The 17583-nt window shown below is 63.0% G+C and carries 18 protein-coding genes and 1 pseudogene; 8 read left to right on the forward strand and 11 right to left on the reverse strand.

Translation table 11 applies throughout. From position 1 onward, the window contains the following. The first annotated feature begins 255 nt into the window (after nt 1–255). From PST29_RS02050 to PST29_RS02070, 5 genes are all read left to right on the forward strand, one after another. Nucleotides 256–2079 (forward strand): glucan biosynthesis protein G, encoded by a 1824-nt coding sequence (locus PST29_RS02050; protein ID WP_060841865.1) that lies wholly within the window; start codon nt 256–258, stop codon nt 2077–2079. Beyond that, on the forward strand, nt 2072–4642 hold the full coding sequence (gene mdoH / locus PST29_RS02055; protein WP_060837134.1) for a glucans biosynthesis glucosyltransferase MdoH: 2571 nt from the start codon (nt 2072–2074) through the stop codon (nt 4640–4642). The genes PST29_RS02050 and mdoH overlap by 8 nt, the downstream gene beginning before the upstream one ends. 224 nt (nt 4643–4866) lie before the next feature. After that, complete coding sequence (locus PST29_RS02060; RefSeq protein WP_060837135.1) at nt 4867–5664, forward strand: transporter substrate-binding domain-containing protein; 798 nt, start codon at nt 4867–4869, stop codon at nt 5662–5664. A gap of 145 nt (nt 5665–5809) precedes the next feature. Continuing rightward, entirely contained in the window at nt 5810–6772 is a 963-nt protein-coding gene (locus PST29_RS02065) for an amino acid ABC transporter permease (protein ID WP_060837136.1), read from the forward strand. Continuing rightward, nucleotides 6765–7499, forward strand: coding sequence for an amino acid ABC transporter ATP-binding protein (locus PST29_RS02070; protein WP_060842242.1), 735 nt, complete (start codon nt 6765–6767; stop codon nt 7497–7499). Before PST29_RS02065 ends, PST29_RS02070 begins: the two co-directional genes overlap by 8 nt. Nucleotides 7500–7562: 63 nt before the next feature. Here the strand turns inward: PST29_RS02070 and PST29_RS32620 are convergent, their stop codons facing one another. From PST29_RS32620 to ubiE, 11 genes and pseudogenes are all read right to left on the reverse strand, one after another. Further along, entirely contained in the window at nt 7563–8435 is an 873-nt protein-coding gene (locus PST29_RS32620) for a methyl-accepting chemotaxis protein (protein ID WP_371920256.1), read from the reverse strand. 33 nt (nt 8436–8468) lie between these two features. Beyond that, nucleotides 8469–9479: pseudogene (locus tag PST29_RS32625) on the reverse strand (methyl-accepting chemotaxis protein); the annotation flags it as partial. 123 nt (nt 9480–9602) lie between these two features. After that, the gene (locus PST29_RS02080; protein ID WP_060837139.1) at nt 9603–10310 is read right to left on the reverse strand and encodes a 16S rRNA (uracil(1498)-N(3))-methyltransferase; all 708 of its coding nucleotides are present in this window, start codon (nt 10308–10310) and stop codon (nt 9603–9605) included. Further along, on the reverse strand, nt 10307–11101 hold the full coding sequence (gene tatC, locus PST29_RS02085) for a twin-arginine translocase subunit TatC (protein ID WP_060837140.1): 795 nt from the start codon (nt 11099–11101) through the stop codon (nt 10307–10309). The genes PST29_RS02080 and tatC overlap by 4 nt, the downstream gene beginning before the upstream one ends. Further along, complete coding sequence (gene tatB, locus PST29_RS02090) at nt 11098–11550, reverse strand: Sec-independent protein translocase protein TatB (RefSeq protein ID WP_060842244.1); 453 nt, start codon at nt 11548–11550, stop codon at nt 11098–11100. Before tatB ends, tatC begins: the two co-directional genes overlap by 4 nt. A gap of 10 nt (nt 11551–11560) precedes the next feature. Beyond that, nucleotides 11561–11842, reverse strand: coding sequence for a twin-arginine translocase TatA/TatE family subunit (locus PST29_RS02095; protein ID WP_011058797.1), 282 nt, complete (start codon nt 11840–11842; stop codon nt 11561–11563). Nucleotides 11843–11867: 25 nt separating this feature from the next. Then, on the reverse strand, nt 11868–12200 hold the full coding sequence (locus tag PST29_RS02100) for a phosphoribosyl-ATP diphosphatase (protein WP_060837142.1): 333 nt from the start codon (nt 12198–12200) through the stop codon (nt 11868–11870). A gap of 1 nt (nt 12201) precedes the next feature. Beyond that, entirely contained in the window at nt 12202–12594 is a 393-nt protein-coding gene (gene hisI / locus PST29_RS02105; RefSeq protein ID WP_060837143.1) for a phosphoribosyl-AMP cyclohydrolase, read from the reverse strand. 80 nt (nt 12595–12674) lie between these two features. Next, on the reverse strand, nt 12675–14279 hold the full coding sequence (gene ubiB, locus PST29_RS02110; RefSeq protein WP_060837144.1) for a ubiquinone biosynthesis regulatory protein kinase UbiB: 1605 nt from the start codon (nt 14277–14279) through the stop codon (nt 12675–12677). Continuing rightward, a complete protein-coding gene (locus PST29_RS02115; protein ID WP_060842245.1) occupies nt 14276–14899 on the reverse strand; it encodes a ubiquinone biosynthesis accessory factor UbiJ in 624 nt (207 codons plus the stop codon). Before PST29_RS02115 ends, ubiB begins: the two co-directional genes overlap by 4 nt. Next, nucleotides 14899–15669 carry a bifunctional demethylmenaquinone methyltransferase/2-methoxy-6-polyprenyl-1,4-benzoquinol methylase UbiE gene (ubiE, locus tag PST29_RS02120; protein ID WP_011058802.1) on the reverse strand — a complete coding sequence of 257 codons (771 nt, stop codon included), beginning with the start codon at nt 15667–15669 and terminating at the stop codon, nt 14899–14901. Before ubiE ends, PST29_RS02115 begins: the two co-directional genes overlap by 1 nt. A 155-nt stretch (nt 15670–15824) precedes the next feature. Here ubiE and PST29_RS02125 point away from each other — a divergent pair, with 155 nt between their 5' ends. The 3 genes from PST29_RS02125 (at nt 15825) to PST29_RS02135 (ending at nt 17562) form a co-directional block, all read left to right on the forward strand. After that, nucleotides 15825–16100: a polyhydroxyalkanoic acid system family protein gene (locus PST29_RS02125; protein WP_060842246.1), complete on the forward strand. Its 276-nt coding sequence runs from the start codon at nt 15825–15827 to the stop codon at nt 16098–16100. A 201-nt stretch (nt 16101–16301) separates the two neighbouring features. After that, nucleotides 16302–16724 (forward strand): phasin family protein, encoded by a 423-nt coding sequence (locus PST29_RS02130; RefSeq protein ID WP_060837147.1) that lies wholly within the window; start codon nt 16302–16304, stop codon nt 16722–16724. Nucleotides 16725–16734: 10 nt separating this feature from the next. Then, nucleotides 16735–17562 carry a phasin family protein gene (locus PST29_RS02135; protein WP_060842247.1) on the forward strand — a complete coding sequence of 276 codons (828 nt, stop codon included), beginning with the start codon at nt 16735–16737 and terminating at the stop codon, nt 17560–17562. The last annotated feature ends 21 nt before the right edge of the window (nt 17563–17583 follow it).

Here is a 17583-nt window from a genome sequence, read left to right on the forward strand (position 1 = left end):
CCACCGAATTGCGGCGCAAACAGCTGTTTTTCGCGATAAATACTTTGTTACCCCTGATGCGTTGTAACGCGGGCTACTAGATAATCGCGCGCTACGGGGATCAGCGTTCGTTGGTCCATTTTGACTTAAGTAGAGACTTGTCCACGGCCGCTTGGGGAATCATTTAGCCCCATCGGAGTCGGAACAATGCTCGCCAACCTGGCATATAGATAGCTGGCCGTTGGTTTTTTGATCTGTTTTCGGCGAGGGTTGCTCGTGATTGTTAGTCCCTGTAATGCACCAAACTTGTTTGCCAAACGGTTACGAAACGCACTGGTGACGGGCTCTGCGCTGGTCTGCCTGTTCGGTGCCGGTCAACTCATGGCATTCAATCTGGATGATGTGTCGGCCAAGGCCAAGGACCTGGCCGGGCAGAAGTACGAGGCCCCGCGCAGTAACCTGCCGAACGAGTTCCGTGAGATGAAGTTCGCGGACTACCAGAAAATCCGCTTCCTCAGCGAAAAAGCCGAATGGGCCGATCAGAAGACCCCGTTCAAGCTGTCGTTCTATCACCAGGGCATGCACTTCGACACGCCGGTGAAGATCAACGAGATCAGCGCCAACACCGTATCCGAGATCAAGTACGACCCGAACCGTTTCGATTTCGGCGACGTGAAGTTCGATCCCAAGGCCACCGAGAAGCTCGGCTATGCCGGTTTCCGCGTGCTGTACCCGATCAACAAGGCTGACAAGCAAGACGAAATCATGACCATGCTCGGCGCCAGCTACTTCCGCGTCGTTGGCAAGGGCCACACCTATGGCCTGTCCGCCCGGGGCCTGGCAATCGACACCGCCTTGCCGTCCGGCGAAGAGTTCCCGCGTTTCAGCGAGTTCTGGATCCAGCAGCCCAAGCCGACCGACAAGCACCTGGTGATCTACGCCCTGCTGGACTCGCCACGGGCCACCGGTGCCTATCGCCTGACCCTGCGTCCGGGCGCCGACACCATCGTCGACGTCAAGGCCCGGGTGTTCCTGCGGGACAAGGTCGGCAAGCTGGGCCTGGCCCCGCTGACCAGCATGTACCTGTTCGGCGCCAACCAGCCGTCGAAAGTCCTCAACTACCGTCGCGAGCTGCATGACTCCAGCGGCCTGTCGATCCATGCCGGCAATGGCGAGTGGATCTGGCGTCCGCTGAACAACCCTAAACACCTGGCCGTGAGCAACTTCTCGGTGGAAAACCCGCGTGGTTTCGGCCTGCTGCAGCGTGGCCGCGACTTCAGCCACTATGAAGACCTCGACGACCGCTACGACAAGCGTCCGAGCGCCTGGATCGAGCCGAAGGGCGACTGGGGCAAGGGCACCGTCGACCTGGTAGAGATCCCGACCGCGGACGAAACCAACGACAACATCGTGGCCTTCTGGAACCCGGAAAAACAGCCGGAGCCAGGCCAGCCGCTGGACTACGCCTACCGCCTGCACTGGACCATCGACGAAGCTGCCCTGCATTCCCCGGACAGCGCCTGGGTGCAGCAGACCCTGCGTTCCACCGGTGACGTCAAGCAGTCCAACCTGATCCGTCAACCCGATGGCAGCGTGGCTTACCTGGTGGACTTCCAGGGCCCGTCCCTGGCGGCATTGCCGGAGAACGCCGAAGTTCGCAGCCAGGTCAGTGTCGGTGACAACGCCGAACTGGTGGAAAACAGCGTGCGCTACAACCCGGAAACCAAGGGCTGGCGCCTGACCCTGCGGATGAAGATCAAGGACGCGAGCAAGTCCACCGAGATGCGCGCCGCCCTGGTCCGTGACATTGCGCAGCCCGAGCCGGCCAAGGCGTCGATGCCGAACTCCAACTCTTCTGTGGCCAAGGCCGACAAGCTCGCCGCCAAGCAGCAGGAGAAGAAGGACAAGGAAGCCGCCGCAGCGGCCGCCAAGCAGGCTGAAGCCAAGCCGGTCAAGGATGCCAAGAGCACCAAGGACAAGGACCACAAAGACGCCAAGCAGCCTGCTGCTGCCGAAGCGGCCCCTGCCACACCGGAACCGGTTAAAACTGAACAAGTCCTGACCGAGACCTGGAGCTATCAGTTGCCTGCCGATGAGTAACTCTCAACTACAGCCAGAGTCTCTTGCCGAGTACCTGGCGCACCTGCCGATGTCGGACCAGCAGCGCGCGGAACTCGCGGGCTGCCAGTCCTTCAGCGAATTGCACCAACGCCTGTCGTCCAGCACCTTCGACGCCCCCACCGATGCCGCCCAGGCCTCGGTGGGCCAGCGCCTGAACATGAGCACCGCCGCCGAACTTGAAGAAGCGGAAATGCTCGGTGTCGACGCCGAAGGCCGGGTCTGCCTCAAGGCCACGCCGCCCATCCGCCGTACCAAGGTGGTACCGGAGCCGTGGCGCACCAATATCCTGGTGCGTGGCTGGCGGCGCCTGACCGGGCGCAGCAACCCGCCAGCGCCGAAGAAGGACGAACGCGTGCTGCCGGCTGCCCGCTGGCGCACCGTGGGTTCGATCCGTCGCTACATCCTGCTGCTGTTGATGCTTGGCCAGACCATCGTCGCCGGCTGGTACATGAAAGGCATCATGCCGTACCAGGGCTGGTCGTTCGTCGACCTGGAAGAGGTCATGCATCAGCCGCTGATGCAGACCGCCCAGCAAGTGCTGCCCTATGCCTTGCAGACCAGCATCCTGATTCTGTTCGGGATTCTCTTCTGCTGGGTGTCGGCCGGTTTCTGGACCGCCCTGATGGGCTTCCTGGAACTCTTGACCGGTCACGACAAGTACCGCATTTCCGGGGCCAGCGCCGGCAACGAGCCGATCCCCAAGGATGCGCGCACCGCCCTGGTCATGCCGATCTGCAACGAAGACGTGCCGCGGGTGTTTGCCGGCCTGCGGGCGACCTTCGAGTCGGTGGCAGCCACCGGTGACCTGGACCGCTTCGACTTCTTCGTCTTGAGCGACAGTAACGACAGCGATATCTGTGTCGCCGAGCAGCAGGCCTGGCTGGATGTCTGCCGCGAAGCCAAGGGCTTCGGCAAGATCTTCTATCGCCGGCGCCGGCGCCGGGTGAAACGCAAGAGCGGCAACCTCGACGACTTCTGCCGTCGCTGGGGCGGCGACTACAAATACATGGTGGTGCTCGACGCCGACAGCGTGATGAGCGGCGAATGCCTGACCAGCCTGGTACGCCTGATGGAAGCCACGCCGGACGCGGGGATCATCCAGACCGCGCCACGGGCCTCGGGCATGGACACGCTGTATGCGCGCATGCAGCAGTTCGCCACCCGGGTCTACGGCCCGCTGTTCACCGCCGGCCTGCACTTCTGGCAGTTGGGTGAATCCCACTACTGGGGCCATAACGCGATCATCCGCATGCAGCCGTTCATCGAGCACTGCGCCCTGGCGCCGTTGCCCGGCAAAGGCGCCTTCGCCGGTGCGATCCTGTCCCACGACTTCGTCGAAGCCGCGCTGATGCGCCGTGCCGGTTGGGGCGTGTGGATTGCCTACGACCTGCCGGGCAGCTACGAAGAGCTGCCGCCGAACCTGCTGGACGAGCTCAAGCGTGACCGTCGCTGGTGCCACGGCAACCTGATGAACTTCCGCCTGTTCCTGGTCAAGGGCATGCACCCGGTGCACCGCGCGGTGTTCCTCACCGGGGTGATGTCCTACCTGTCGGCGCCGCTGTGGTTCTTCTTCCTGGTGCTGTCCACGGCCCTGCTGGCGGTCAACACCCTGATGGAGCCGCAGTACTTCCTCGAACCACGGCAGCTGTATCCGCTGTGGCCGCAGTGGCACCCGGACAAGGCCATCGCGCTGTTCTCCACCACCATCGTGCTGCTGTTCCTGCCGAAGCTCCTGAGCATCATCCTGATCTGGGCCAAGGGCGCGAAAGAGTTCGGCGGCAAGTTCAAGGTGACCCTGTCGATGCTCCTGGAGATGCTGTTCTCCATGCTGCTGGCGCCGGTGCGGATGATTTTCCACACCCGTTTCGTTCTGGCCGCGTTCCTTGGCTGGGCCGCGACCTGGAACTCGCCGCAGCGTGACGACGACTCCACGCCATGGAGCGAAGCGGTGCGCCGCCATGGTCCGCAGACCCTGCTGGGCTTCTGCTGGGCACTGCTGGTGATCTGGCTGAACCCGAGCTTCCTCTGGTGGCTGGTGCCGATCGTCGGTTCGCTGATGCTGTCGATCCCGGTGTCGGTGATTTCCAGCCGGGTCGGCCTGGGCCTGAAGTCCCGTGACGAGAGCCTGTTCCTGATCCCCGAGGAATACGCTCCGCCCCAGGCGCTGCTGGCCACCGACCAGTACACCCACGAGAACCGCTGGCACGCGCTCAACGACGGCTTTATCCGGGCCGTGGTCGATCCGCAGCAGAACGCCCTGGCCTGTGCCCTGGCGACGTCCCGTCACACCCAGGCCGAGCCGATCGAATGGCTGCGTCAGGAGCGGGTGCGCCATGCCCTGAAAGCCGGTCCGGCGGCCTTGAACAACAGCGAGCGCCTGGCGCTGTTGAGCGATCCGGTGGCCCTGGGACGCCTGCACGAGCAGGTCTGGAGCGAGGGGCACAGCGAATGGCTGAGCGCCTGGCGCCAGTCGGTGGATACCGATCCCCATGCTCCCCTGCTGCCGTTGCAGCCGCTGAACGCGGCGCCGCAACCCGCCTGAAGCCAACGCCCTTGAGCTCCTGCTCAAGGGCGTTTTGCTGTATGCGGCCAATAGTCTCCATCCCCTGGGCAAGCAACAAAAATCCTTGTGCAAATGGCCGAGTGCGTTAGCATCGCACCCGCAAATTTCTGTGCGTGATCGATAACGCCTTGATCGTCGAAGACTTTCCTTTCCGGGCCCGCCGCGTGCAGACACCACAATAAAATGGCTTCAGGGGACTTGAGATGAAGAAGTATCTTTCGCTGCTGCTGGCAGGCGCTGCCGCCCTGCTGGCGGTCAATACCGCCCAGGCCGGCGCCATCGATGATGCGGTCAAGCGCGGCACGCTGAAAGTCGGCATGGACCCGACCTACATGCCGTTCGAAATGACCAACAAGCGTGGCGAAATCATCGGCTTCGAAGTCGATCTGCTCAAGGCCATGGCCAAGTCCATGGGGGTCAAGCTGGAGATGGTTTCCACCGGCTATGACGGCATCATCCCGGCCCTGCTGACCGACAAGTTCGACATGATCGGCAGCGGCATGACCCTGACCCAGGAACGCAACCTGCGCCTGAACTTCAGCGAACCCTTCATCGTGGTCGGCCAGACCCTGCTGATCCGCAAGGAGCTGGAAGGCACCATCAAGTCCTACAAGGACCTGAACAGCGCCGATTACCGCATCACCTCCAAGCTGGGCACCACCGGTGAAATGGTTGCCAAGAAGCTGATCGCCAAGGCCAAGTACCACGGCTACGACAACGAGCAGGAAGCGGTGCTGGACGTGGTCAACGGCAAGGCCGACGCCTTCATCTATGACGCCCCGTACAACGTGGTGGCCGTCAACAAAGTGGGCAATGGCAAGCTGGTGTTCCTCGACAAGCCGTTCACCTACGAGCCGCTGGCCTTCGGCCTGAAGAAGGGCGATTACGACAGCATCAACTTCATCAACAACTTCCTGCACCAGATTCACGAAGACGGCACCTACGATCGCATCCATGACAAGTGGTTCAAGAGCACCGAGTGGCTCAAGGACATGGAATAGGCGTCAGGCAACTGATTTGCGGTTGATCGCGAGCAAGCTCGTTCCTACAGGGCGTACAGCGTTTTTGTAGGAGCGAGCTTGCTCGCGATGATGCCCACCCAGGCTCTGCCGAACCTCCCCGCTGCAACCCGCTGGAACCTGCAAAGTGAACAAACAGAAAAAAGCCCAATGGCCCTGGCACGTGCTGACCGTGCTGGTGCTGATCGGTCTGGCCGGCGCGCTGTACTACGCCACCTCGTTGATGTCCTACGAGTGGCGCTGGAACCGTGTCCCCCAGTACTTCGCCTATCAGGCTGAAGAGTCCCAGCGGGCGGCGGAGATCTCCACCGTCGCGGAGGTTGTGCGCCAGGGCGGCAAGGCTCAAGTCACCCTGCGCGGTGATTCGGGTGCCGAGCAGCATCTGAGCGTCGATGAAAGCAGCCTGCAAGTGGCCAACGGCGATGACGTGGGTGAGGGCGACGTGATCGGCGTAACCCGGCACTGGGCCGCGGGGCCGCTGTTGTGGGGCCTGTGGACCACCCTGTGGCTGTCGGTGGTGTCCGGGGTGCTGGGGTTGATCATCGGCCTGGGCACCGGCCTGTGCCGCCTGTCGAACAACCCGACCCTGCGCGACCTGTCGACGATCTATGTCGAACTGGTGCGCGGCACGCCGCTGCTGGTGCAGATCTTCATCTTCTATTTCTTCATCGGCACGGTGCTCAACCTGTCCCGGGAGTTCGCCGGGATCGCCGCACTGTCGCTGTTCACCGGGGCCTATGTGGCGGAGATCGTCCGTGCCGGGGTGCAGTCCATCGCCCGCGGGCAGAACGAAGCCGCCCGCTCCCTGGGGCTCAGCGCCGGCCAGTCGATGCGTCATGTGGTGCTGCCCCAGGCCTTCAAGCGGGTGCTGCCGCCCCTGGCCGGGCAGTTCATCAGTCTGGTCAAGGACACCTCGCTGGTGTCGGTGATCGCCATCACCGAGCTGCTCAAGAGCGGTCGGGAAGTCATCACCACCTCGTTCTCGCCGTTCGAGATCCTGTTCTGTGTGGCGGGCCTGTATTTGTTGATCAACCTGCCGCTGTCGAAGATGGCCAGCCGGCTTGAGCGGAGGCTCGCGCAAAGTGATTGAAGTCCGCGATCTGGTAAAAGTCTTCGACACCCGCGGCCAGGTGGTGCGCGCGGTGGATAACGTCACCACCCGAGTGGCCAAGGGCGAGGTGCTGGTGGTGATCGGTCCTTCCGGTTCCGGCAAGTCGACCTTCCTGCGCTGCCTCAACGGCCTGGAAGAGTTCGACTCGGGCTCGGTGAGCATCGACGGCCTGCAACTGGCCGATCCCAAGACCGACGTGAACGCCTATCGCCGGGAAGTCGGCATGGTGTTTCAGCATTTCAACCTGTTTCCCCACATGACCGTGCTGGAAAACCTCTGCCTGGCGCAGAAGGTGGTGCGCAAGCGAGGCAAGCAGGAGCGCGAGGCCAAGGCCCTGGCGCTGCTGGAGAAGGTCGGTATCGCGCAGAAGGCCCATGAGTTTCCTTCACGGCTTTCCGGCGGTCAGCAGCAGCGGGTGGCGATTGCCCGGGCCCTGGCGATGGAGCCCAAGGTGATGCTGTTCGATGAGCCGACCTCGGCCCTGGACCCGGAAATGGTCGGCGAGGTGCTGGACGTGATGAAGACCCTGGCCCTGGAAGGCATGACCATGGTTTGCGTCACCCACGAAATGGGTTTCGCCCGGGAAGTGGCGGATCGGGTGCTGTTCTTCGATCACGGCAAGCTGCTGGAAGATGCGGCGCCGGATGTCTTCTTCGAGGCGCCGAAAGACCCGCGGGCCCAGGCTTTCCTGCGTCAGGTGCTGTAAGGCCTGTGCCGACAGGCCGGCTCCTATTTTTCCCTGTAGGAGCCGGCTTGCCGGCGAAGCGGCTCAGACCCGGAAGCGCCCCACCAGGCTCTGCAAGTGAATCCCCAACCGCGCCAGCTCGGCGCTGGAGGCCGCGGTTTCCTCGCTGGCCGATGATGTCTGTTCGGACACATCCCGCACATTCAACACACTGCGATTGATCTCTTCGGCGACGGCACTCTGCTGCTCGGCGGCGGCGGCGATCTGCTGGTTCATCGCCTGGATCGCCGACACGGTGCGGGTGATGTTCTCCAGGGAACCGCCGGCTCGGCGGGTCAGCTCGACGCTGCTGTCGCTCAGGCTGCGGCTGGTGTCCAGGGTGCTGGCCACTTGCTGGGTGCCGCTTTGCAGGCCGACGATCAGCTCGGCGATTTCTTCGGTGGATTGCTGGGTGCGTTGGGCCAGGCTGCGCACCTCGTCCGCAACCACGGCGAAACCACGTCCGGCCTCGCCCGCGCGGGCGGCTTCGATGGCGGCGTTGAGGGCCAGCAGGTTGGTCTGCTGGGCCACGGATTTGATCACGTCCAGCACGCTGCCGATCTTGTCGCTTTCCTGCTTGAGGTGGCCCATGGCTTCGGTGGAGTTGCCCACCTCGCTGGCCAGGCGCTCGATCTGGGCGATGGCTTCGTTGACCACCCGATCACCTTCGCGTGCCTGCTGGTCGGCGGCTACTGCGGCCTCCGACGCCTCTTCGGCGTTGCGCGCCACTTCTTGCACCGTGGCGGCCATTTCATTCATGGCGGTGGCCACTTGGTCGGTCTCGACTTTCTGGCTGTTGACCCCGGCGCTGGTCTGCTCGGTGACGGCGGACAGCTGTTCGGCGGCGCTGGCGATCTGGGTCACGCCGTCGCTGATACCGCCGATCAGCTCCCGCAGGCCCAGGGTCATGCGCTGCATGGCGCGTTGCAGCTGGCCCAGTTCGTCGCGGCGATCGACTGTCAGGTCCTGGCTGAGGTCGCCGGAAGCCACGCGCTCGGCGGCCTTGAGGGTCTGTTGCAAGGGCTGGATGATCTGCCGGGTGATGGCCCAGGCAGCGACCATGCCGAATACCAGCGCCAGTAGCGTGGCGATCAGCAGGGTGCTCTTGGCCTGGCCGGCCTCGCTGTCACGCTTGGCGGTCTGAGCGGTGGTCAGTTGCTTGCTCAGGGTCATCAGGTGGTCGCCCTGGGTGGCCATGCGCTTGAGGGCGGCGGCGCTGGCTTCCTCGGAGTCGCTGAAGGCACTGACCGCGGCGCGGTAGGTCTTGAGCGAGTCGCTGGCCTGTTGCAGGTTGGCGATGTGCTGTTCCGGCAGGCGCGAGGGCAGGCCGGTGAGGTTGTTCAGGGCGTTGTCGATGGCGTCCAGGGCCGGCTGCTTGGCCTCGGGCTTGGCGCTGTAGGTGTAGCCGCGAACCTGGAAGCGTGCCTGCTGGATCAGCCTGGAAAGCTCGATGACGTTGTTGAACTGGGCCACGCTGTCGCCTTGCAGCAGCGATTTCTCGACTTCGGCTACCCGGGCCGCGGCGTTGTCCGCGCTGGCGCCGAGCTGTGAGCGGGCGGCTTCGCGGGCGGCGGTGGCGCGGGTCATGTCGTTGAAGGCCCGGTGATACTCGGCAACGGCTTCCAGCTGCTGCTCGAGCATCGCGATGCTTTCGGGTTGCTGCAACTGTTGGCGGGCAGCCTGCAGGCCTTCGTCGAGCTGCTGGAGTATGCCGTTGACGGCATCGGGACCTTGTTCGCCATGGAGCATCTCGTAGTTGAGGCGAGCGATGCGCAGGTCCTTGGTCATGGCGTAGAGGGTGGAGATGTTACCCAGCTTATCGCCACGATCGATGACCCCCGCCAAGCCCGTCCAGCCGGTGGCGGTGATCAACAGGGTCAGCAGCAGTACCAGGCCGAAGCCGATGCCGAGCTTGAGGCTGACGCTCAGGTTTCCCAGGTTTTTGGCTAGCCAACCGTACATGCTGCGAACTCCCTATTAGCAATATGGCTTAACCATAGGCTATCGGCGGGAACCCTGGATTCTATAGCAGTAATGGCGGTTTGATATTGCTCGCGACAGACCCGGCTGTGGCCGGGTCCATCCTCAGAACAGGCGGGCGAGAAGGGCGGTGACGGCGGTTTCCACCCGCAGGATGCGTTCGCCCAGTTGTACCGGTTGCAATCCGGCCTTGCCCAGCAGGTCGATCTCGTAGGGAATCCAGCCGCCTTCCGGGCCGATGGCCAGTGTCACCGGTCGATCCACGTCGCGTGGGCAGGGCGGGTACTGGCCCGGGTGACCCACCAGTCCCAGGGTTCCGGCGCAGAGGGTCGGCAAGCGGTCCTCGACGAAGGGCTTGAAGCGTTTCTCGATCAGCACTTCGGGCAGCACGCTGTCGCGTGCCTGCTCCAGGCCAAGGATCAGTTGTTCGCGAATGGCTTCGGGTTCAAGGAACGGGGTCTGCCAGAAGCTCTTCTCGACCCGGTAGCTATTGACCAGCACCAGCCGCGGCACACCCATGGTGGCGACGGTCTGAAACACCCGGCGCAGCATTTTCGGCCGCGGCAGGGCCAGCACCAGGGTCAGTGGCAGCTTGGCCGGTGGCGCCTGCTCCAGGCTGATTTGCAGTTCGGCTTCGGCTGTTTCCAGGCGCAGGACCCGGGCGCTGCCCATCAAGCCGCCGATGCGCCCCACGCGCAGGCTGTCGCCCACGGCTACCCGATGCACTTCCTGCATGTGGGTCAGGCGTCGATCGCGCAGCACCACGCGGTCGGCCGCGATGAAGTCGGCCTCCTCCAGAAGCAGCAGGTTCACGCTTGGGTCGCTGGCGGCTGGTCGTTGTGATCGTCGGCCGGGGCGTCGTCCGGATGCTCGCCGCGCTTGCTGATCAGCCCGCCGAACAGCACGCCGATCTCGAACAGCAGCCACATGGGCACGGCCAACAGGGTCTGGGAGAAGATGTCCGGCGGCGTGAGGATCATGCCCACCACGAAGCAGCCGATGATCACGTAAGGCCGGATCTTCTTCAGGTAGGCCACGTTGACCACGCCGATCCACACCAGCAGGACCACGGCCACCGGGATCTCGAAGGCCACGCCGAAGGCGAAGAACAGGGTCATGACGAAATCGAGGTAGCTGGTGATGTCGGTCATCATTTCCACGCCGGCCGGGGTGGCGGCAGCGAAGAACTTGAAGATCAGCGGGAACACCAGGAAGTAGGCGAAGGCCATGCCGACGTAGAACAGCAGGATGCTCGACACCAGCAAGGGCACGGCAATGCGTTTCTCGTGCTTGTACAGACCGGGTGCGATAAAGCCCCAGATCTGGTGCAGGATCACCGGAATGGCCAGGAACAGCGAGACCATCATGGTCAGCTTCAGCGGCGTCAGGAACGGCGAGGCGACGTCGGTGGCGATCATCGTCGCGCCGACCGGCAGGTACTGGCGCAGTGGCGTGGAGACGATGGTGTAGATCTGCTGGGTGAAGGCGAACAACCCGGCGAAGATGATGAAGATCGCCGCTACGCAGCGCAGCAGGCGGGTACGCAGCTCGGTGAGGTGCGACACCAGCGGCATGTGTTGGTCGTTCTCTGGGATATCGCTCATGGTGCTCGCGGCGGCAAGGTGGAGTCGTGGGTGGTCGTGGTGGCGGGTGTTACCACCGGGGCCGCTGGCTCTGCGGTCGGTGCCGATGTCGGTGTCGCGGGGGCGGGCACCTCGCTGGCTGGCGAGGCTTCGGCCTGCGGCGCGGTGCCTGGCGCGTGGATCGTCTGCTCGGCCACCGGTTCCACCGGAGTCGGTTGCTGCTGGGTCGGGGCGAGGATCTTCCGCGCCTCCTGTTCCAGGGACAGAATGTGCTCGTTGTGCAGTTGCCGACGAATTTCATCGGCCCCGATTTCACGTTCAACTTCCTGTTTTATCGCGTTGAAGCTGCGCTTGAGACGCCCGACCCACAGGCCGGCGGTGCGCGCAGCGCCGGGCAGGCGCTCGGGGCCGAGCACCAGCAGGGCCACCAGGCCCACCAGCAGCAGTTCAGAGAAGCTGATACCAAACATTAGTCAGTGCTCACGAGTCTTTGCGGGTCGGCTCTTCGACTTTCTGGGCCTGCACGTCGATGGTGTGCGGCTGGTTCAGCGGTGCGCTTTGCTGGGGCTGAACCGGTGGCACCGGTTGGGCCGCTGGAGGAACCACTGGCTCGGCCGGTTTTTCGTCGTCGTTCATGGCCTTGCGGAAGCCCTTGATCGACTCGCCGACGTCAGTGCCCAGGTTCTTGAGTTTCTTGGTGCCGAATACCAGTACCACGACCACCAGGATGACGATCCAGTGTTTCCAGTCAAAAATGCCCATGCTGCGTTTCCTCTTAGAAAGTTGTTCAGGCGGACGGGCGCGAGGCTTTCTCGGCGTGTCCGGACAGACCGAAGCGGCGGTCCAGCTCATCGAGCACGGCCTGGGGATGCTGCCCCAGCTGCGCCAGCATGACCATGGTGTGGAACCACAGGTCCGCGGTTTCGTAGATCAGGTCGCTGCAGTCGCCGCTGATGGCGGCGTCCTTGGCGGCGATGATGGTTTCCACCGACTCTTCGCCGACCTTTTCCAGGATCTTGTTCAGGCCCTTGTGATACAGGCTGGCGACGTAGGAGCTGTCGGCTGCGGCGTCTTTACGCTCTTCCAGCACCTGGGCCAGACGGGTGAGGGTATCGCTCATGTCAGTGTCCTGCAGAATAAATCGCGTGCGGGTCCTTGAGGACCGGTTCGACGGTTTTCCACTCGCCGTCTTCGTAGACGCGGTAGAAACAGCTGTGGCGGCCGGTGTGACAGGCGATGTCGCCGATCTGCTCGACCATCAGGATGATCACGTCGGCGTCGCAGTCCAGGCGCATTTCATGCAGTTTCTGCACGTGCCCGGACTCTTCGCCCTTGCGCCATAGCTTGCCACGGGAACGTGACCAATAGATGGCGCGATGCTCGGCGGCGGTCAGGCTCAGGGCCTCGCGGTTCATCCAGGCCATCATCAGCACGCGCCCGGTCTTGTGGTCCTGGGCGATGGCCGGCACCAAGCCGTCCGCGTCCCATTTGATCTGGTCCAGCCAATCTTTCATGTTCGACTCCGACAACCGGGCGCAACCCGCTGGTGGCGCCTCGGCGATTGCGACAGTTTGCCAGCAGGTCGCGCCACTGGCTATCGGCGCACGATCAGATACAGACCCACTGCGATCATCACGCCGGCCGGCCAGTGCCCCAGTTCCTGCAGCGGGCCGCCGGCGGCCAGAACGGCGCCGCCGCCCAGATGGGCAGTGCCCAGCAAGCGCAGGAACCAGTCGTCCTTGCGTCGGTGCCAGGGGGCCGGCGGATCGGCGGCGTGGGGCTGCGACATGCGTTCCAGCAGGTCGCGGGTCATGTTGGCCAGGTGCGGCAATTGCTCGATCTGGCTGTGGATATTGCCGAGCACGGCCTTGGGGCTGACCCGCTCGCGCATCCAGCGTTCGAGGAAGGGTTGCGCGGTGTTCCACAGGTCCAGGTCCGGGTACAGCTGGCGGCCCAGGCCTTCGATATTGAGCAGGGTCTTCTGCAGCAGCACCAGTTGTGGCTGCACTTCCATGTTGAAGCGCCGGGCGGTCTGGAACAGGCGCATCAGCACCTGACCGAAGGAAATATCCTTCAGCGGCTTTTCGAAGATCGGCTCGCACACGGTGCGGATCGCCGCCTCGAATTCGTTGAGCTTGGTTTCTGCCGGGACCCAGCCGGAGTCGATGTGCAACTGGGCCACGCGACGGTAGTCGCGCTTGAAGAAGGCGAACAGGTTGCGTGCCAGGTAGTCCTGGTCTTCCGGGGTCAGGCTGCCGACGATGCCGCAGTCGATGGCGATGTACTGCGGGCTCCAGGGCTGCACGGTGCTGACGAAGATGTTGCCCGGGTGCATGTCGGCGTGGAAGAAACTGTCGCGGAACACCTGGGTGAAAAAGATCTCCACGCCGCGCTCGGCAAGCATCTTCATGTCGGTACGCTGGTCGGCCAGGGTCGCCAGGTCGGTCACCTGAATGCCGTAGATGCGCTCCATCACCAGCACTTTAGGCCGGCACCAGTCCCAGTAGACCTGGGGCACATACAGCAGCGGCGAGCCTTCGAAGTTGCGCTTGAGCTGGCTGGCGTTGGCCGCCTCGCGCAGCAGGTCAAGCTCGTCGTAGATGGTTTTCTCGTAGTCGCTGACCACGTCCACCGGATGCAGCAGGCGCGCGTCGGCGGAGAGCTTTTCCGCGGCGCGGGCGAGGATGAACAGCCATGCCAGGTCCTGGGCGATGATCGGCTTGAGCCCGGGGCGGATCACCTTGACCACCACTTCTTCACCGGTCTTGAGCTTGGCGGCGTGAACCTGGGCCACCGAGGCCGAGGCCAGGGGTTCGATGTCGAAGCGGCTGAACACGTCGCTGATCTTCTTGCCCAGTTGCTCCTCGATCAGGGCCACGGACTTTTGCGAGTCGAAGGGCGGCACCCGATCCTGCAGCAGCATCAGCTCGTCGGCGATGTCTTCCGGCAGCAGGTCGCGGCGGGTGGAGAGGATCTGCCCGAACTTGATGAAGATCGGGCCCAGGTCCTGCAGCGCCAGGCGCAGGCGGGCTCCGCGGCTCAGGTCCAGCGGTTTGCGCGGGAACCAGCGCCAGGGCAGGGCAAAGCGCAGGGCCAGGAGAAACCAGGGCAGGGGCAGGGCGAACAGCAGGTCATCGAGGCGGTAGCGGATCACGACGCGCTGGATGCGCAACAGACGGCGGACGGCAAGCAGCTTCATGCGTTATCGCTTGGGTCAAGGGAGCGGGAAAGGCGCTCGAAGCGCGCCTCGAGACGTTCCAGGTCGAGTTTGGCCTGATCCAGCTCGCGAAAGCGCGCTTCGGCTTCGCGCTGACCCACCAGGGTCCGCGACTCTTCGGCAAGGAATTCGGCAAGGTTCTGATTCAGGCTGGCAAAGCCCTGTTGATACCAGCGTGCACGGCTGCGCACATGGCCACTGAACAGCTGGGTGGCCACCGGCCCCAGCCAGCGCGACAGTTCGTATTCCCAGTCCAGCTCCAGATCCTGGAGGATGGCTGCCAGGTCCAGCAGCACGCCGCTGTCGCCTTCCAGCTCCACGTCCGGCGCGTGCAGAACAGCGGTCTTGTCCTTGCTCAGGGCCAGGCGTATCAGGCTCGATGCCGGCGCGCGGAGGATGCAGTCAGGGTCGGCGGCCCACTGGCTGGCCAGTATCAGGCCTTCATCGCTGGGCAGGATGAACAGCTGCAATGCCGGGCTGCGGCAGTCGACGGCGATCACCTTGCCATTGAGGTGCTGCAGGCGCGGCAGGGCCGTGCTGTCCAGACGCAGCACCCGGTTGATGCCGGTCTCGACGCTGGCGAGCAGGCCGCTGAGCAACATCAGGGCTTGATGCCGCGGTGCAGGGCGACGATGCCTGCGGTCATGTTGTGATAGGTCACGCGGTCGAAACCGGCCTCGACCATCATCGACTTCAGGGTTTCCTGGTTGGGGTGCATGCGGATCGATTCGGCCAGGTAGCGGTAGCTTTCCGAATCGTTGGTGATCAGCTTGCCGGCCAGGGGCATGAAGGCGAATGAATAGGCGTCGTAGACCTTGGACATCAGGGCGTTGGTCGGCTTGGAGAATTCCAGCACCAAGAGGCGGCCACCGGGCTTGAGCACCCGCAGCATGGAGCGCAGGGCATCTTCTTTGTGGGTGACGTTGCGCAAGCCGAAGGCGATGGTCACGCAGTCGAAATGGTTGTCCGGGAACGGCAGTTTTTCCGCATCGGCCTGGACGAATTCGACGTTGCCAGCCACACCCAGGTCCAGCAGGCGGTCACGGCCGACCTTGAGCATGGATTCGTTGATGTCCGCCAGCACCACTTGGCCGGTAGGCCCCACCAGGTGGGAAAAGCGCTTGGTCAGATCGCCCGTGCCACCGGCGATATCCAGCACGCGGTTGCCGGCGCGCACGCCGGAGAGCTCGATGGTGAAGCGTTTCCACAAACGGTGCATGCCGCCCGACAGTACGTCGTTCATCAGGTCGTACTTGGCCGCTACCGAGTGGAACACCTCTGCGACTTTTTCCGCTTTCTGGCTTTCAGGAACGTTCTTGAAGCCGAAGTGCGTGGTGGGTTCGGCATCGCTGCCTTTGCGCTGATCAGTCATATCGCTGTCACCAAAAGAGAATGCGCGACATTCTAATCCCGGTGGCGGCCTTTGTCTTGGCAAGGCTGAATGTAAGATAGCGAACCGCCGGGACGTTTTGACGCACACAGGGTCAAGATGCTTCAGGCAAGTCCGCAAACAGCAGGAGTCCTTCGATGGCCCGTATTAGTGTTGAACGCGCCCATGGCCTGGGTAAGCAGGTAGCCCGTGAAAAGGCCGACAAACTGGCGCAGAAACTCGCCGATCAATATGGCCTGGAGCCGCAATGGGCGGGGGATACGCTGAACCTCAAGCGCTCCGGGGTCAAAGGCGCTGTGCATGTGGGTGAGGCGTCGATCCGGATCGATGTGGAACTGGGCCTGTTGATGTCGGCCATGAGCGGCACCATCAAGTCCGAAATTGAAAAAGCCCTGGACAAGGCCCTGGCCTGAGCCCCGATCCCCAGGCGCCGGCTTGCAGGCAAATCGCAGGCGCTGCGACGGCGCCACGCTCAAGAGCCTCGCCGGCGAGCCGGCCCCTACATCAATTGATGACATTCGTTAGGGTGCCGATTCTAATTTTTCTCTCTAGGTTGTGCCTCAGGTCCTCGTTCCGAGGACAGTTCCTCAAACCTTCCGCGCGTGAGGTGCACCATGGCCAAAGTGATTCTGAAGAAAAAAGTTGATGTTCAATCGACTGCTCTGAGCGAAGTCAAATCCTATGCCCGCAAGATCTGGCTGGCTGGCCTGGGTGCCTACGCCAAAGTCGGTCACGAGGGCAGCGAATACTTCCAGGAGTTGATCAAGGCCGGTCAATCCGTTGAAAAGAAAGGCAAAAAAGTTGTCACTGAACAACTTGAAGCGGCCAATAGTCAGATAGACAGCGTTAAAGGGGATGTCAGTACTCTTAAAGGCAAAGTCGAAGTGCAACTGGACAAGGTCGAAAAGGCCTTTGACACGCGCGTCGCCAGTGCCTTGAATCGCATCGGCATTCCGTCTAAACATGACGTCGAGACACTCTCTGCTAAGCTCGATGAGCTGACGGCGTTGCTCGAACGTGTCGCGCGTAAACATTAAGGAGAACGGGATGGCTGGTAAAAAGAATACTGAAAAAGAAGGCAGCTCGTGGATCGGGAAAGTCGAAGAGTACTCCCGTAAAATTTGGCTTGCTGGTTTAGGCGTGTACTCGAAAATCGACTCTGACGGCAGCAAGCTTTTCGAGACATTGGTCAAGGATGGTGAGAAAGCCGAGAAACTGACCAAGAGTGTAGTCGGCAAGAAAGTTGATGCCGCCAAAGACTCCGCCAGTTCGGCCAAGTCGCGCATCAGCGACGTCAAGGACCGCGCCCTGGGCAAGTGGGACGAACTGGAAGGCGCTTTCGACAAGCGTTTGAACAGTGCCATCTCGCGCCTGGGCGTACCGAGCCGCAATGAGGTGAAAGCGCTGCATGACAAGGTCGATACCCTGACCAAGCAGATTGAAAAACTCACAGGTGCCAAGGTCGCGCCGGTTGCGGCCAAGACCGCCGCTGCCAAGTCTGCGGCAAAACCTGCAGCCAAGCCTCTGGCCAAAGCTGCCGCTAAACCCGCCGCCAAGCCTGCCGCAAAAACCGCTGCCGCCAAACCGGCTGCCAAAACCGCTGCCAAGCCTGTTGCAGCAAAACCTGCGGCCAAGCCCGCCGCCAAGCCAGCGGTGAAAGCCGCCGCCAAACCCGCCGCCAAGCCTGCGGCTAAGCCAGCTGTGGCGAAAAAGCCTGCCGCCAAGAAGCCTGCTGCCAAGCCCGCGGTGGCGGCCAAGCCTGCAGCGCCAGCCCCGACGGCTTCGGCCAGCTCGGCAAACTCTGCTACAGCCCCCAGCCCGGCGGTAGCGCCGACTGCTGCGCCAGTTCCAGCGACGCCAAGCAGCCAGTCCTGATTGCATCGGGCACAAACAACG

This window comes from Pseudomonas sp. St29 (genome assembly GCF_001547915.1).
In the GTDB taxonomy this organism is placed as follows: domain Bacteria; phylum Pseudomonadota; class Gammaproteobacteria; order Pseudomonadales; family Pseudomonadaceae; genus Aquipseudomonas.

Bases quoted from the DNA above. Each gene is read 5' to 3' on its own strand.
- mdoH (WP_060837134.1), top strand. From the start codon at position 2,072: ATGAGTAACTCTCAACTACAGCCAGAGTCTCTTGCCGAGTACCTGGCG.
- PST29_RS02060 (WP_060837135.1), top strand. From the start codon at position 4,867: ATGAAGAAGTATCTTTCGCTGCTGCTGGCAGGCGCTGCCGCCCTGCTG.
- PST29_RS32620 (WP_371920256.1), bottom strand. From the start codon at position 8,435: ATGCAGCGCATGACCCTGGGCCTGCGGGAGCTGATCGGCGGTATCAGC.
- tatC (WP_060837140.1), bottom strand. From the start codon at position 11,101: ATGAGCGATATCCCAGAGAACGACCAACACATGCCGCTGGTGTCGCAC.
- tatB (WP_060842244.1), bottom strand. From the start codon at position 11,550: ATGTTTGGTATCAGCTTCTCTGAACTGCTGCTGGTGGGCCTGGTGGCC.
- PST29_RS02095 (WP_011058797.1), bottom strand. From the start codon at position 11,842: ATGGGCATTTTTGACTGGAAACACTGGATCGTCATCCTGGTGGTCGTG.
- PST29_RS02100 (WP_060837142.1), bottom strand. From the start codon at position 12,200: ATGAGCGATACCCTCACCCGTCTGGCCCAGGTGCTGGAAGAGCGTAAA.
- hisI (WP_060837143.1), bottom strand. From the start codon at position 12,594: ATGAAAGATTGGCTGGACCAGATCAAATGGGACGCGGACGGCTTGGTG.
- ubiB (WP_060837144.1), bottom strand. From the start codon at position 14,279: ATGAAGCTGCTTGCCGTCCGCCGTCTGTTGCGCATCCAGCGCGTCGTG.
- PST29_RS02115 (WP_060842245.1), bottom strand. From the start codon at position 14,899: ATGTTGCTCAGCGGCCTGCTCGCCAGCGTCGAGACCGGCATCAACCGG.
- ubiE (WP_011058802.1), bottom strand. From the start codon at position 15,669: ATGACTGATCAGCGCAAAGGCAGCGATGCCGAACCCACCACGCACTTC.
- PST29_RS02125 (WP_060842246.1), top strand. From the start codon at position 15,825: ATGGCCCGTATTAGTGTTGAACGCGCCCATGGCCTGGGTAAGCAGGTA.
- PST29_RS02130 (WP_060837147.1), top strand. From the start codon at position 16,302: ATGGCCAAAGTGATTCTGAAGAAAAAAGTTGATGTTCAATCGACTGCT.
- PST29_RS02135 (WP_060842247.1), top strand. From the start codon at position 16,735: ATGGCTGGTAAAAAGAATACTGAAAAAGAAGGCAGCTCGTGGATCGGG.